We start from the raw sequence: 14,283 nt of genomic DNA, 5'->3' as shown, positions 1-14,283 counted from the left end.
CCTCCGTTAATCGGTCTGTTCGCGCAAAAGGGCGTCTATGGGCTCGCTGCTGCTTCGTTGGTGCCGGTACTCTTTGGCGTCCTCGTGCGCCGTCACGTTCCGCTATGGGTAGTGGTGGGGGCGGCCGCACTGGGTCTTGGTTTGCATTTGTTCTTTAACCTGATCATGGGTGTTGCGAATCCCGCGATTTCTGCGACCTACGGTATTTTTGCGTCCCTGATCTTCGGATTGGTGGGTCTTGCAGTGACCCGCGATGAAGCGAAGCAGGTTCACGGCGAGTCGTAATATTCACATCTTGACAGTTCAACAACTGTTGAATACGCTAGGCAATATTCAACGGGTGTTGAAAAACGACGTTGAGTACGCAGAACAACCAAGGCGCCGCGACACACGGCGCCCATATAACTTATAACGTTACAGGTGTCCGCCATGTCGACTAGAACTCCCGCTCGAAAACCACTTATTGCTGCTACAACGTTTGCATCTCTGTTGTTGTCCGCTGCCGCATCACCCTTGGTCTCAGCACAATCCGGGGAGCCGACCCTGGCTCTGGAAGAAGTTCTGGTTACGGCCAGGCGTCGCGCTGAGAACCTGCAGGATGTTCCCATCGCTGTGACCTCGCTCAGTGGCGATGCCTTGCGTCTTGCTGGATCTCAGGACATTACGGAGCTGGCACAGTCAGTGCCAAGTGTGACTCTTGAGCCTTCCCGGGCAACGAATACCACGCTGACTGCGTTTATTCGCGGTGTTGGGCAGCAGGATCCCCTCGCTGGTTTTGAGCAGGGCGTGGCGCTATATCTTGATGACGTTTATCTCGCCCGACCACAGGGCGCTTTGCTGGATATTTATGACGTAGAGCGGATTGAGGTGCTTCGGGGCCCCCAGGGCACGCTCTACGGCCGTAATGCGGTGGGTGGTGCGATTAAGTATGTCACTCGCCGGCTGTCAGACGAAGTTGAGGCGAGTCTTCGCGCTTCCTACGGTACCTATAACCAGGCCGATCTGGTGGGCACTGTTTCTGTTCCAGTGAGCGATAGCTTCCGCGTGGGCGCAACGGTTGCGTCATTCAATCGCGACGGTTTTGGCGACAACCTGTTTACCGGTGGTGAGCAATACGACAAGGATATCTTCGGTTACCGCCTGTCGGCTGAGTGGGAGCCCTCGGAAGACTTCCTTGTTCGGGTCTCTTACGACAATACCGACGATCAATCTTCGGCCGTAGCGGGCTGGCGCCCCTATCCGGGCGCATTTAGTGGCACTCCATCACCGAGCGACGTTTTTGATACTAATGCGGGGGCGAGTGTTCTGCCCTCTACAGCAGGTATTAACGGCAATAACCAGGTTGAGTCAGAAGGCTGGTCGGCCTCCATCGACTGGAACCTGAGCGACACTATGACGCTCCGTTCTATTACCGCGGGTCGCGAAGACCTAACGGAGTCGGTAATTGATTTCGATAGTCTGGCAACCCCGGATTTTGACGCGCCAGTTATCTATGACAATGAGCAGTTTAGCCAGGAGTTCCAGCTGCTGTGGAACACCGACCGCTGGAACCTTGTGCTGGGTTACTACTATCTTGATGCTGAAGCCGCCAATGACTTTGACGTTGTCCTCGGCCTTCTGGCGCCAGGTGGTTTGACGGCATACACCGGTGGCGTGGTAGAGACTGAGTCCTGGTCGGTATTCGGTGATTTGACCTACGAGCTTACGGATCGATGGTCTCTCTCGGTGGGCGGTCGTTACACCGAAGATGAGCGTACTGCGGACATCTTCCGAGGTACTTATCTGGGCACCGGCTCTCCCTTCTTTGGCAACGACAGCGCGATCTTGCTTGCTGCAACCAGTGACTATGAAGCGCAACGAACCTATTACGACTTCTCGCCCCGTGCGAATTTGAGTTATGCCCTGAACGAAGATGTCACGGTTTACGGTGGTTATAGCCAGGGCTGGAAAGCGGGTAGCTTTGATCCCCGGGGAGCAAACTTTGCAACGCCTGCCGTAGAAGAGGGTTTTGATCCCGAAGAGTTGGATTCCTGGGAGTTGGGTCTCAAGTCCACTTGGTGGGATGGCCGGGCGATCACTAATGTCGCACTGTTTTACAGCGACTATCAGGACATGCAGATTCCCGGCTCCGTTGCTGTCGACAGCGATGGCGACGGCATCAACGACAGCTTTGTCGGCACGGTGACCAATGCCGGCCAGTCAGAGATTTCTGGTATCGAGATCGAGGGTAACCTGCTGTTCACTGAGCACTGGAGCATGCAGTTCTCCGCAAGCTTGCTCGATGCTTCATTCAAGGAGTATCTCGTTGGAGGTGTCGATGTCTCAAACGACCGTGACATTCAGAACACTCCCGAAGAGATGGCTTTTGTCGGCCTGAGCTACAACACGGATCTGGCAGGCGGAATCCTGCTGATCAATGCTAATTACGCCTACAAAGGCGATGTGCAGCAGTTCGAGATTGCCGCAGAGGACCTTGATCAGGAAGCTTACGGTTTACTGAATGCGAGCCTGGTCTGGACCAGCGGTAATGAAAACTGGCTTGTGGGTTTATACGGCAAGAACCTTACGGACGAGGAATACCGTACGGCTGGGTACTGCTTCGGCACCAGTGGCTGTCCCTCATCCTTGGGTCTTGAGAACAACACTACGGTCTTTTTTGGTCCTCCCACCACGGGTTATCTGACGGTCGAGTACCGCTTCCAGTAGTTCCCCTAGATAGTTGCCTGCGCTGCCTTTAGGGGCGGCGTAGGATTTTTTCTGGAGGATGTTCTGATGCACGAATTCCCCTCGCCGTCTCCTCTGTTGCCAGAGATACTCGCTCTTCATGCACGTTGGCGGTCCGAGAGCCTGGCGGTGGTCACAGGCGATACCCGAAAAACCTGGCGTGAGTTTGTCGCCGACAACCATCGTTTTGCGCATGGTCTTCTGGCTCTCGGTGTGCAGCCGGGAGAGCGCGTGGGCGTCTTTATGGCGAACGCTTATCCAATGCTCACTGCCCTTTTTGGCACGCTGGCATCGGGTACCGTATCGGTTCCCCTGAATACCTCGGTGTCTGATGAGGCCATAGTGGCAATGCTCGACGACGCGGGTATTCGCGCGCTCATTGTGAGCGATGAGTACCGAGCCAGATTTGACCGTCTATTGCCTCAGCTGCCAAAAGGCATCATTTGTATCAGCGATGCGGAAGCGCCGTGCTGGCGGTCAATGGAGTCCCTTGGCGTCGATCAGCCCGAGGGACTGCCTAACGCGTTGCTTGACCACGACTCGCCCCTAAACATTATCTATAGTTCCGGTACCACGGGTTTACCCAAGGGGATTTTGCATACCCATGGGGGGCGCCGGGACTGGGCTTATGACTTGTCTATCGCACTGCGCTATCACAGTGGTGCGCGGACGCTACTTACCATTGGCTTGTATTCGAATATCTCCTGGGTAGCGATGCTTTGCACATTGCTTGCAGGGGGCACCCTCGTGGTGCATCCCCGTTTTGACGCGGGAATGTTTCTGGACACGGTAGAGAAAGAGACGATCACCCATACTGCGATGGTGCCCATACAGTTTCAGCGCGTATTAGAAACGCAGGCAGAGATGCCTCATGACCTGTCGAGCATGCACGCGATGATGAGCTGCGGATCGCCGCTTCACGAGGGACTGAAGCGGGCGCTGTTTGAGACCTTTCCCTGCGGAATCATCGAACTCTATGGCTTAACCGAGGGTATTATCACAACCCTGGATCCCGAGGATGCCAATGGTCGCTGGTCTTCGGTGGGTAAGCCCTTGTTGGGCACGGACATCCTGATCGTGGGCGATGATGACAAGCCCTGCGCGCAGGGTGAGTCGGGAGAGATCGTGTCCCGAGGGCGTATCACCATGCCAGGATACTGGCAGCGTGAGGACGCCAACGAGGCGGCACGCTATGTTGATGGAGCAGGTCTGGTTTGGCTCCGCTCGGGAGACATCGGTCATCTTGATGCTCAGGGTTTTCTCTACATAGTGGATCGCAAAAAAGACATGATTCTGTCCGGCGGGCAGAACATCTACCCTCAGGATATCGAAGCTGTTCTGGTCACCCACCCGGATATCGAGGATGTAGCGGTTATCGGCGCAAGCAGTGAGCGCTGGGGAGAAACGCCCATTGCATTGGTGGTTCTTCGCGATAGCGATGTAACCATGGAGTCCTTGCGCGACTGGGCCAACCAGCGTCTGGGTAAGCAGCAGCGACTGGCCGACTGTCTGCAGATAGAGGAGTTGCCGCGCAACCCCAATGGCAAGATACTCAAGCGTGAACTGCGCGCGCAGTACGGAGACAAGCACTATGCCTGAAATCGGTAATGACTTTGGCGCTCACTACGAAGATGTTTGGTATGACAGCGCCGATGGCCTGCGGCTCTACGCCAGAAATTATCCGGGGCCGGAATCATCAACTCTTCTGCCCGTTCTGTGCATGCACGGTCTCACGCGAAACTCAGCGGACTTTGCCTGGATCGCCGCGCACCTGTCCAAGACGCGGCGTGTGGTAAGCGTTGATCAGCGCGGGCGAGGTTTATCGGCCTACGACAGCGTGCCGGCGAACTATACGCCGGCGACCTATGTGGGCGATATGTTCACCTTGCTCGATCGCTTGGCAATACCCAGGATGCTGGTGATCGGCACCTCCATGGGCGGGCTCATGGCGATGCTTATGGCAAATATGCAGCCCGAGCGTTTTGCGGCCGTGGTTCTCAATGATATCGGCCCAGAGCTGGATCCCGTGGGTCTGGAGCGCATCAAGAATTACGTGGGCAAACACCGAGTGATTCGCAGCTGGGATGATGCCGTTGCCCAGACTCGGGAGATCAACGAGACGGCTTTTCCTCTCTACACAGATGAGGAGTGGCTACGTTTCACCCGGGGTCTTTATCGTGAGGTGGATGGCGTGCCAACGATAGCTCACGATGCCGCCATTGCGCAGGCGGTGCTGGAGGCTGATTCAAATGCCGTGCCCCCGGATTTATGGCCCTTGTTTGCCAATATGGCGACCATCCCCATGTTAGTCGTGCGGGGAGCTATTAGCGATCTTCTTGCCTGGGATTGCGTTGAGAAAATGCAGGAACTCTCGCCAGGTCTACAGGTAGCGAATGTTCCTGATCGGGGGCATGCGCCGATGCTTGATGAACCCCTTGCCGTCAGCGCTATTGAAGCACTCTTCGCTGAGGTAGATCCGGCCTAAACGCAGTCACGCCTTGCGCTGTGATCAAAGGGCTCACTGTGCCCCGGGCGGCGGGCCTGCTAGAGTGCAGCCCCTGAAGCAGGAGCTAATATGCGTAAAATTATTGTCGGAATCAGCGGTGCCTCGGGTATTGTGCTGGGCCTGCGGGCTTTGCAAATGCTCCGGGAAGCAGGTGTGGAGTCACATCTGGTGATGAGTAAGTCAGCGGAGCTGACGCTTCATCATGAACTCGATATGAGCGCTGAAGAGCTTAAGTCCCACGCTGATGTTGTCTACCCGGTGAAGAATGTAGGGGCTGCCATAGCCAGCGGTTCGTTTATTACCGACGGCATGCTGATTGCGCCCTGCTCAGTGCGCACCATGTCAGAGATCGCCAGCGGCGTAACATCCACCTTGCTTACACGGGCGGCAGACGTCGTCCTTAAGGAGCGCCGCCGTCTGGTGTTGATGGTGCGCGAGACGCCTTTGCATACCGGGCACCTGCGCACCATGACCTCCCTGTCAGAGATGGGCGCTGTTATCGCGCCTCCGGTCCCGGCGTTTTACACCGGTGTGGAGACGCTCGACGAATTTGTCACACAAAGTGTCGGCCGCAGCCTGGACCTCTTTGGAATAAACGACACCTCGATTAGCCGCTGGCAGGGTTGAGGTATCAACACGGGCGACGCTAAGCCGGATTTTCGACGCCACGGATTTTTGCTGTTCGCGGTCGTGCTGCTGGACATGATTGGCTTCGGCATTGTTATTCCCATTTTGCCTTTCCTGTCGCCAAGACTTGGCGCCAGCGATTTCGATATTGCGATGATTATCGCCAGCTACGCGGTGTGTGCCGGCGTAGCGGGTCCTTGGTGGGGCAAGCTTTCGGATCACATCGGGCGTAAACCGGTCCTGATGATTTGCACGGGTGGTGCGGCTGCGGCCTATCTGCTCCTTGCCTCGGCAGAGAGCCTAAGCATGATTTTTGTTGCGCGTGCTTTTGCGGGATTGATGGCCGGCAACTTCGGTGTGGCCTCGGCAATGATGGCGGACATCACGCCACCGGCGGAACGGGCCCGGGGCATGGGGATGATCGGCGCATCCTTTGGGCTGGGCCTTGTCCTGGGGCCGGTGCTGGGTGGGTTGCTGTCGGGGCCCGAGGGCAGCTTTGTGGTTCCCTGCCTGCTAGCTGCGGTGATGTCCGTGTTGGCGGTGATTGCGGCGGGGCTCTTTCTGCCGGAGTCACACCATCGGAACAAAAATCCGACACAAGCTCTAACGGACCGAAAGCTGTCTCTTTGGGCGGTGCTAAGACTGACCCAAAGTCGTCTGCTAATGCTTCAGTACGTTTTTCACACCGCCAGCGTGAGTGCCGCAACCTATCTTTTTCCTCTTTGGGTATACGCATTGCTGGATTGGAGTGCCCGCGAGGTCGGCATTGTCTTTGGCGTACAGGGAGCGATTATGGCTCTTACGCAGGGCCTTTTCATGGGGCCGCTGGTGAAGTTGATGGGTGAGCTGCGCTTGCTCCGTGTCTGCGTGAGCAGCTTTTTCGTCGGGATGCTCATGGCTGTTTTTGCCGATGGTGCTGTCAGTATGGTGGGCTCCGTGCTCGTAGCTCTCACCGGAGCAACGCTTTGCATGCCTGTACTGAATTCCTTCGCCAGCCAGCGCAGTGCGCCACAGTTGCGCGGCAGGATGATGGGCGCGGCCGCTGCTGCGGCAGCCTGGGGTCGTGTACTTGGACCGCTGCTGGCCGGTGTGCTGCTCACGGTGGGTGGATTTCGTCTCGCCTGGTCGCTGCCTTTGGGAATGGTGGCACTGTACCTGCTTTGGGCCTTTAGTCGTTGGCCAAAACGCCCGGTGCCCGCTTTCGAGTGAGTGTCCCCGTCGCGTAAAATCCCCGCCTTGGTTTTTCACTAAAACATTCACTTAATCCGCAGAGACAAGGAGAACGGCATGGCCGATTCGCTATTTGATTTGACGGGCAAGATTGCCCTGGTGTCCGGCGCCAGCCGTGGGATAGGGGAGGCGATTGCTCATCTCCTGGCTACTCATGGAGCCCATGTCATTGTGTCCAGCCGTAAACAGGAAGACTGTCAGGCTGTAGCGGACGCCATTGTTGAGGCGGGGGGACAGGCAGAGGCCTTTCCCTGTCACGTGGGTCGCATGGAAGACATTACTGCTATTTTCGAGCATATTCGCGCCAGTCACGGCCGCCTCGATATTTGCGTGAACAATGCGGCAACCAATCCCTACTTTGGACATGTCCTGGATACAGACCTCGGCGCTTTTAATAAGACCGTCGAAGTGAACATCCGCGGCTACTTTTTCATGTCCGTCGAAGCGGGAAAACTGATGCGTGAGAACGGTGGCGGCGCCATCGTGAATACAGCATCGATCAATGCGCTCCAGCCAGGGCCGATGCAGGGAATCTATTCCATCACCAAGGCCGCGGTAGTGAGCATGACGAAGTCCTTTGCAAAAGAATGCGCGCCCTTGGGTATTCGCTGCAATGCGCTCCTTCCCGGGCTCACCAAGACTAAATTCGCTGGCGCACTCTTTGAGCACGATGACATTTACAAGGCGGCCATGGAAAAGATTCCCATGGGCCGTCACGCTGAGCCCGAAGAAATGGCGGGGACGGTGCTTTATCTCGTGTCAGACGCGAGTAGCTACACCAATGGTGAGTGTATCGTCGTAGACGGCGGTCTTACCCTTTAGGCTTCACGCAGATACGGGAATCCGCCTTCTTTGATATAGAGCTCACAGGGTTCTTTACCCTGGGGGCCGAGGGAGCTTCCCGGGGGTAGGCGCAGCCAGCTGTGAACCGGGTATTGGCCGTGCTCGTCAGAAAACGCGCCCCTAAGCACAAAGATCTCCGCACCCTGGGGGAAGTTCAGTGTGCCAATGTCTCCGGGTGTCTCCCAGCGTTCAAGGCGCATATGGTCGCTGAAGGACTCCTGGGCGTAGAGCTTTTTCCAGGACACTCCGGGACGTACGCTTGATCTCCAGTCCGAGGCCTCTGTGTCCAGCGCTATATGCTTGCGAGTCTCACCGGGAAATTGACGAAGCTTCACAAACAGCAGGCACCCCTCGCGGGAAAAGGGCGCATGTTTAAAGCCTTCAGGGTTGAGTAGGTAGGTGCCCGCGGGCCAGTCACCGTGTTCATCGGAGAACACGCCATCAAGGACCAGTATTTCCTCGCCTTCGGGGTGGGGATGAGCGGGGAACTGGCTACCCGCTTGATAACGCACCAGCGATGTTACCTGGCCGCTCTCCGCGGGACCGACCCGGTGAAGACGCTTGCGCAACACTTCGCCGCCGGGGCTTTCTTCCCAGTCCAGGACGTTGCTATCCACCGCGGTGCGGCGGGTGAGATCGCCATTTAATATGCTTGCTGTCATGTTCATACCTTCAATCCTTGATCTAACTTGGACGCTATAAAGGTCAAAGTGTTCCCCGGTTGTACAGGGTGCTTTTTGTTGTAGCGTAGCTGATATAAAGTGGCCTTATGCCAAAAGTACTCGTAACACATCAGCTTCCCGGAGAGCAGATTCATCAGCTCCCGGATCATTGCGACATGAACGTCTGGATGGGCCCTGGTCTCCTCCCCGCCGCAGGTCTCAAAGATGAGCTCGCTGACTGCGAGGGTTTACTGTGCCTGCTTACTGATCGTGTCGACGAGGCTCTTCTCGATGCGCACCCGCAGCTGCGGTTCATCGCATCTATGTCCGTGGGAGTCGATCACATTGATGTGACAGCTGCCACCGCCCGAGGCATTTGTGTAGGTAATACGCCAGGGGTACTGGTTGAGACTACTGCGGATGCAAGTTTTGCCTTGATGCTGGCGGCTGCGCGGCGGCTGGTAGAAGCCGACCGTTTTGTTCGCGGTGGGCATTGGCGTGCCGAAAATGCCTGGTCTCCCGAGTTCTTTACCGGCAAAGACGTTGCGGGTTCTACCCTGGGTATTGTTGGCCTTGGTGAGGTAGGGCAGGCCGTTGCCCGACGCGCAGCGGGTTTTGGGATGAAAGTGATCGCCTGGAATCGCAGCCCCCGTGCTGTGCCGGGAGTCGAAGCCGTCGAGTTGGACGACCTACTGGCAAGCAGTGATTTTGTGAGCATCAATGTTGCCCTTGGCGAGGAGACTCGCAATCTTATTGATGCACGGCGTCTGGGCTTGATGAAGCGCGACGCTGTGCTTGTCAACACCGCTCGCGGCGGTATCGTTGATGAGCAGGCCTTGGCGGACGCGCTGAGTCATGATCGACTCGCTGCCGCAGGGCTGGATGTGTTCGAGCGCGAGCCAGTCCCCGAAGACCACCCTCTGCTCAGTCTACCCAACGTGGTGGCGACGCCACATATTGGCAGCGCAACGCTTGCGACCCGGGAAAAAATGGCCGACATGGCGGCGGCGAACCTGTTGGCAGCACTCGCGGGTGAGCGCATGCCGAACTGCGTCAATCCCGAGGTCTATGAATCCTGAGCGCATGTTCGCGTGAGCAGCTTCTCGGAACTACTACTTCGCACTACAGCTGAATTTGAATTGCCCTGCGATGTATCGGGATGCCGTTTGTATGAGGCACAGGGGTATCGCTGGTTGTGCAGCAGCCCTCAGGCAATACAGACCGCGATGTTTATTGATGACCCCTCGACGCTGGTGCTCCCCAATCATCGGGCAATGATGCTGGCGACTTTGCTTCCACCGCGTGTTTCTTCGGTGCTCGATCTGGGTAGCGGTGGTGGCGGTTTTCTCCGCCATTTTCGTGCCTGGCAGACGCCGCCGCGTGTAACTGGCGTCGAGATAAGCGGCGAAATGCTGCATGCAGCGAGGGAACACTTCGCATTGCCACCCGAGCAGTTGATTCATGTAGGGGACGCGGTGGATTTTCTCGGGCGCGACCGTGCTCAATACGATTTGGTGCTCTGTGATCTCTTCGACGATCGCAGCGCGCCGTCCGCTTTACAGGATGAACTGTTCTTTGCCACGCTTGCTCGGCGTTTGCATGAGACTGGTGCGATAGCAGTTAACACCCTGCCTGAGTCCGGCGACGAGCTGGTGGGCATTGTCGAAGCCGCCCGCGAGCATTTTGCCGGAGTGGGTATCGTGCAGTTAAGCGAAGTGGGTAATGTGCTTCTGATGTTGCAGAAGACCGGGCTAGCTGACCGCGAAACTTTGCGCGATCGCTTGGCGAAGTCGGTATATGCCCAGGACAGGGATGTGTCCGAGGCTCTGGCTGCTCTTCGCTACTTGGAGAGCGAAGAGAGTGAGACCGACGCTTAGGGCGCCTCGGGCAGCGTCGATAGGCCCTGACGGATAGTCTTGCGCACAGCCCCCTCATCTACCTTGTTGGCATCCTGAATCAGCGAACTAACGCGCACCTGCCACAACAGATCGGTTGTCGCGTTATCCAGGAATACGATCATCAAGTTGCCTGTTTGCTTAGCGCCACCGAGAGCATAGGCGTTGTCCACAGAGGCACCATCTATCTGCCGACCAATGGTGGCAGTAGGGTATGGAGTGACGTTTGAGGAAGTGCTCTCGAGCAGGCCTTCGTTGACGCCGGCGGCTGCAACGTAGTCAATCAGAAATTCCGCCTCAGCTTTGGAGACCAGGCTGTAACCCAGTTCTTTCATACGCTCTTCGATAGCGCTACGAATTGCAGGGTCGGCCTGGTAAAGCTTGTCTTTCGAATAAGCGGTAGGGGAGAGGGGCTCACTGCGCCAGCCATATTGGCTGTATCCCGTGGCTACCAAGAGATCTGTCGGGCCCGGAAGAACCTCGGCACCGCTGCAGGCGACGAGGGAGCTCAGTACTCCCAGTAAAGGAAAGAGTAAATAACCGCGGATAGTCTTGTTCATGTCATTCCTGTCTGTGTTCGATGCGAACCGTTGTGATGGTAGCAACAGTGTTCTGCGAATGCGATGCACAAGCCTGTTAGCCGCGCTGGGATTCACGGTATTGAGACGGTGAAAGCCCGACCGTCTGTCGGAACATTCGCGAGAAATACAGAGGGTCCGGATATCCGAGCTTGGCGGCAATGACTTTTACACTGTGCTGGGTACTGTCCAGTAAGCGACAGGCAGCCTCCATTTTCATGTGAAGAAAGTGACGCATGGGCGAGTAACCGGTTTCCTTCTTGTAGCGCGTAGCGAAGTGTTGGGGTGTCAGCCCTGTGAATGCTGCGAGTTCCTGGAGCGAGAGAGAGCTGCTCACGCGTTCACGCATAAACGATTGCAATTCGGAGAGGCGCATTTTTCCCATGTTCTGGCTTCGCTGTCGGTCGCGGCACAGCGCAAACTCTGCGAGAAGGTGGCGCAGCCGATTCGCCGCGCCAATATAGGCATCGAGACTGTAGCCGGTGCTGCCCACGGTCAGCAATTGCTCAAAGCCCGTCAGTAGAGAAGGTTCCACACCGCTGTGAATGCAGTAGTCGTCTTCGCTCAACAGATGCCCGATAAAATCATCCGCATCGGTGCCCTCAAAGTGCACCCAATATAACGTCCATGGTGTTTGTGCATCGGCGGCATAGTGATGAACCAATTCTCGGGGAAGCACCACGGTGTCTCCACTGCGCACAGAAATTTCTCCCGCCCTCGTGTGTACCGAGCCTCGTCCTTCGGTGCAAAACAACAGCAGGTTGTCATCTGGCGCTGTTCGGCGCATAGCGTGCTTGTGTGCGCGGGGGTAGTAGCCCATAGCCGTGGGATAGCATCCGGACGTGAGAGGGTGACTGCGTAGGGCATCGAGGAGAAACTTCGGCGTCAGGATACGCGATGCGCTAGGCGAGAGGGGCCAGTTGGAGGGATTGCTCACGGCTGTGTCTCTGAGGATCTGTAATCTTAATATTATCCATGGTTTTGCAGATTTCGTCGCTACTCGAATGCCTGCTGCCCTGCTACATTGAGTACTGCTGACTAATACAAGTTTTAGGAGTTTTCTTCATGAGCCGCACAATACCCCTGTATATCAACGGTGAGTTTATGCACGGCAGCAGCGACCAGACCCTGCCTGTCACCAGTCCCGCTACGCAGGAGGTGCTCGCCGAAGTGACTTTCGCGACGGCCAAAGAAGTGGACTTTGCCGTCGCTAGTGCCAAGGAAGCTTTTCAAAGCTGGCGCGAAGTGCCTATCTCAGAGCGAGCGCGTTTGATGCTCCGTTATCAGGCGCTGCTAAAGGAGCATCATGACGAGCTCGGTGAAATTCTCGCAAGAGACACGGGCAAGACCTTTGAAGATGCCAAGGGCGATGTTTGGCGCGGCATCGAAGTAGTGGAACAGGCTGCCAATATCGCCTCAATGATGATGGGCGAGACTGCAGAGAACGTTGCTGGAGGTATCGATAGTTACAGCTACATGCAGCCTCTGGGCGTTTGCCTGGGAATCACGCCGTTCAACTTTCCGGCCATGTTGCCCCTATGGATGTTTCCCATGGCAATCGCCTGTGGCAACACCTTTGTACTCAAGCCATCGGAGCAGGTGCCCATGACGCCAGTGCGCCTCGTGGAGTTGTTCATCGAGGCGGGCGCGCCCAAGGGTGTTCTTAATATGGTGCACGGTGGTGCGGAGCAGGTTGACCAATTGCTGAATCATCCCGATACCCTGGCGGTATCCTTCGTGGGCTCGTCTCGCGTGGGCGAGCACGTCTACAGTACGGCAACGGCAGCCGGTAAGCGCGTGCAGTGCATGATGGGTGCAAAGAACCACATGGTGATCATGCCCGACGCGGATAAGAACGGCGTGCTGAACGCCCTGGTGGGCGCCTCGGTGGGCGCTGCTGGGCAGCGCTGCATGGCTATTTCGGTCGCTGTATTCGTGGGTGAGGCCGCCAATTGGATTCCTGAGCTTAAGGAGCGCTTGGAGAAAGTGCGACCCGGTGCCTGGGATGATGCGGGTGCTGCTTACGGACCTATCATTTCCAAACCGGCTCACGCACGGGTTCTTGATCTGATTGCCAAGGGCAAGGCAGAGGCTAACTGTATTCTGGATGGCTCCGACTGCAGCGTCGAGGGGATGCCCAATGGCAACTGGGTCGGTCCCACGATGTTCACCGGCGTTACGCCCGACATGACTATCTACAAAGAAGAAATCTTCGGACCGGTTTTGTGCTGCATGGAACTTGAGTCTTTGGACGAAGCCTTGGCCGTTATCAATGCCAACCCCATGGGTAATGGCACCTCTATCTTCACCAGTTCCGGTGGCGCGGCACGTAAGTATCAGCACGAAGTTGCAGTCGGTCAGGTGGGTATCAACATCCCAATTCCCGTACCGCTGCCGTTCTTCTCCTTTACGGGTTGGCGCGGCTCCTTTCGCGGTGACTTGCACCCCTACGGTAAGCAGGCGGTGCGTTTCTACACCGAGACGAAAACGGTGACCGCCCGCTGGAGTTACTCCGAGCCTGAGTCCGGCAAACAGCCGAATATGAGCATCAATCTGCGTTAGGACAACCCTATGGACTTTTCTCTGAGTGATGAGCAGCAGGCCTTTGTTGATAGCGCTCGAGCTTTCTCCGATGGCGTTCTGGCCCCGAACGCGGCTCTCTGGGACGCGGAGTCCATCTTTCCCAAGGACGCCCTCGCGGCGGCGGGCGAGCTGGGCTTCATGGGTATGTACACGCCAGAGGAAGCGGGGGGTCTCGCGCTATCACGCCTGGACGCCAGTTTGATCGTTGAGGAACTCGCACGGGGCTGCACCACGACTGCTGCCTTTTTGACGATCCACAACATGGCTACCAGCATGATTGGCCGTTACTGCACATCTGAGGTCATCGAACAGTGGTGCCCGGACCTGGTCATGGGCAGGACTCTCGCCTCCTATTGTCTGACCGAGCCAGGCGCCGGCTCGGATGCGGCGTCTTTGCGTACCCGAGCAGACAAAGAAGACGATGACTATGTTGTTAACGGTAGCAAGGTGTTTATCTCCGGAGCCGGCGAAACCGATGTTCTGGTGGTCATGCTGCGCACCGGTGAGGCTGGCCCCAAAGGGGTTTCCGCACTATTGATACCGGCAAATGCCGAAGGGATCACCTACGGCAAGAAAGAAGAAAAAATGGGCTGGAACGCACAACCTACCCGCATGGTGACCTTTGAAAACGTACG

Annotated in this window: 13 protein-coding genes and 1 pseudogene; 11 read left to right on the top strand and 3 right to left on the bottom strand. The window is 56.7% G+C overall.

Going from position 1 to position 14,283, the window contains the following annotated elements:
• The 7 genes and pseudogenes from ACTG39_RS13525 to ACTG39_RS13495 form a co-directional block, all read left to right on the top strand.
• Nucleotides 1-285, top strand: a pseudogene (locus ACTG39_RS13525) (sodium:solute symporter family protein); the annotation flags it as partial.
• Nucleotides 286-429: 144 nt separating this feature from the next.
• On the top strand, nt 430-2,706 hold the full coding sequence (locus ACTG39_RS13520) for a TonB-dependent receptor (RefSeq protein ID WP_439108095.1): 2,277 nt from the start codon (nt 430-432) through the stop codon (nt 2,704-2,706).
• Between the two features lie 66 nt (nt 2,707-2,772).
• On the top strand, nt 2,773-4,323 hold the full coding sequence (locus ACTG39_RS13515; RefSeq protein WP_439108094.1) for a class I adenylate-forming enzyme family protein: 1,551 nt from the start codon (nt 2,773-2,775) through the stop codon (nt 4,321-4,323).
• Nucleotides 4,316-5,209: an alpha/beta fold hydrolase gene (locus tag ACTG39_RS13510; RefSeq protein WP_439108093.1), complete on the top strand. Its 894-nt coding sequence runs from the start codon at nt 4,316-4,318 to the stop codon at nt 5,207-5,209. The genes ACTG39_RS13515 and ACTG39_RS13510 overlap by 8 nt, the downstream gene beginning before the upstream one ends.
• A gap of 90 nt (nt 5,210-5,299) precedes the next feature.
• Nucleotides 5,300-5,857, top strand: coding sequence for a UbiX family flavin prenyltransferase (locus ACTG39_RS13505; protein ID WP_439108092.1), 558 nt, complete (start codon nt 5,300-5,302; stop codon nt 5,855-5,857).
• 48 nt (nt 5,858-5,905) lie between these two features.
• Nucleotides 5,906-7,066, top strand: coding sequence for an MFS transporter (locus ACTG39_RS13500; RefSeq protein ID WP_439108091.1), 1,161 nt, complete (start codon nt 5,906-5,908; stop codon nt 7,064-7,066).
• 78 nt (nt 7,067-7,144) lie between these two features.
• A complete protein-coding gene (locus ACTG39_RS13495) occupies nt 7,145-7,909 on the top strand; it encodes an SDR family oxidoreductase (RefSeq protein WP_439108090.1) in 765 nt (254 codons plus the stop codon).
• Here ACTG39_RS13495 and ACTG39_RS13490 read toward each other — a convergent pair.
• Nucleotides 7,906-8,592: a cupin domain-containing protein gene (locus ACTG39_RS13490; protein ID WP_439108089.1), complete on the bottom strand. Its 687-nt coding sequence runs from the start codon at nt 8,590-8,592 to the stop codon at nt 7,906-7,908. The two genes, ACTG39_RS13495 and ACTG39_RS13490, sit on opposite strands and share 4 nt — an antisense overlap.
• Nucleotides 8,593-8,699: 107 nt before the next feature.
• Here ACTG39_RS13490 and ACTG39_RS13485 point away from each other — a divergent pair, with 107 nt between their 5' ends.
• Nucleotides 8,700-9,671, top strand: a complete 972-nt coding sequence (locus ACTG39_RS13485; RefSeq protein ID WP_439108088.1) for a 2-hydroxyacid dehydrogenase — start codon at nt 8,700-8,702, stop codon at nt 9,669-9,671.
• 12 nt (nt 9,672-9,683) lie between these two features.
• Nucleotides 9,684-10,469, top strand: coding sequence for a spermidine synthase (locus ACTG39_RS13480; RefSeq protein ID WP_439108087.1), 786 nt, complete (start codon nt 9,684-9,686; stop codon nt 10,467-10,469).
• Here ACTG39_RS13480 and ACTG39_RS13475 read toward each other — a convergent pair.
• On the bottom strand, nt 10,466-11,047 hold the full coding sequence (locus ACTG39_RS13475; protein WP_439108086.1) for a DUF4136 domain-containing protein: 582 nt from the start codon (nt 11,045-11,047) through the stop codon (nt 10,466-10,468). The genes ACTG39_RS13480 and ACTG39_RS13475 overlap by 4 nt on opposite strands.
• A gap of 76 nt (nt 11,048-11,123) precedes the next feature.
• On the bottom strand, nt 11,124-12,002 hold the full coding sequence (locus tag ACTG39_RS13470; protein ID WP_439108085.1) for a helix-turn-helix domain-containing protein: 879 nt from the start codon (nt 12,000-12,002) through the stop codon (nt 11,124-11,126).
• Between the two features lie 128 nt (nt 12,003-12,130).
• Here ACTG39_RS13470 and ACTG39_RS13465 point away from each other — a divergent pair, with 128 nt between their 5' ends.
• Together ACTG39_RS13465 and ACTG39_RS13460 are read left to right on the top strand one after the other, a co-directional pair.
• A complete protein-coding gene (locus ACTG39_RS13465; protein WP_439108084.1) occupies nt 12,131-13,627 on the top strand; it encodes a CoA-acylating methylmalonate-semialdehyde dehydrogenase in 1,497 nt (498 codons plus the stop codon).
• Nucleotides 13,628-13,636: 9 nt separating this feature from the next.
• On the top strand, nt 13,637-14,283 hold a 647-nt coding region (locus tag ACTG39_RS13460), incomplete at its 3' end, for an acyl-CoA dehydrogenase family protein (RefSeq protein ID WP_439108083.1).

The organism is Congregibacter sp., from assembly GCF_965662665.1.
Lineage (GTDB): Bacteria > Pseudomonadota > Gammaproteobacteria > Pseudomonadales > Halieaceae > Congregibacter.
Note: the sequence above shows the minus strand (reverse complement) of the source record. Positions and strands in the feature narration are given on the sequence as shown.

Excerpts from the sequence above, each read along its gene's own strand:
- ACTG39_RS13520 (WP_439108095.1), top strand. The coding sequence starts at position 430 with ATGTCGACTAGAACTCCCGCTCGAAAACCACTTATTGCTGCTACAACG.
- ACTG39_RS13515 (WP_439108094.1), top strand. The coding sequence starts at position 2,773 with ATGCACGAATTCCCCTCGCCGTCTCCTCTGTTGCCAGAGATACTCGCT.
- ACTG39_RS13510 (WP_439108093.1), top strand. The coding sequence starts at position 4,316 with ATGCCTGAAATCGGTAATGACTTTGGCGCTCACTACGAAGATGTTTGG.
- ACTG39_RS13505 (WP_439108092.1), top strand. The coding sequence starts at position 5,300 with ATGCGTAAAATTATTGTCGGAATCAGCGGTGCCTCGGGTATTGTGCTG.
- ACTG39_RS13495 (WP_439108090.1), top strand. The coding sequence starts at position 7,145 with ATGGCCGATTCGCTATTTGATTTGACGGGCAAGATTGCCCTGGTGTCC.
- ACTG39_RS13490 (WP_439108089.1), bottom strand. The coding sequence starts at position 8,592 with ATGACAGCAAGCATATTAAATGGCGATCTCACCCGCCGCACCGCGGTG.
- ACTG39_RS13485 (WP_439108088.1), top strand. The coding sequence starts at position 8,700 with ATGCCAAAAGTACTCGTAACACATCAGCTTCCCGGAGAGCAGATTCAT.
- ACTG39_RS13475 (WP_439108086.1), bottom strand. The coding sequence starts at position 11,047 with ATGAACAAGACTATCCGCGGTTATTTACTCTTTCCTTTACTGGGAGTA.
- ACTG39_RS13465 (WP_439108084.1), top strand. The coding sequence starts at position 12,131 with ATGAGCCGCACAATACCCCTGTATATCAACGGTGAGTTTATGCACGGC.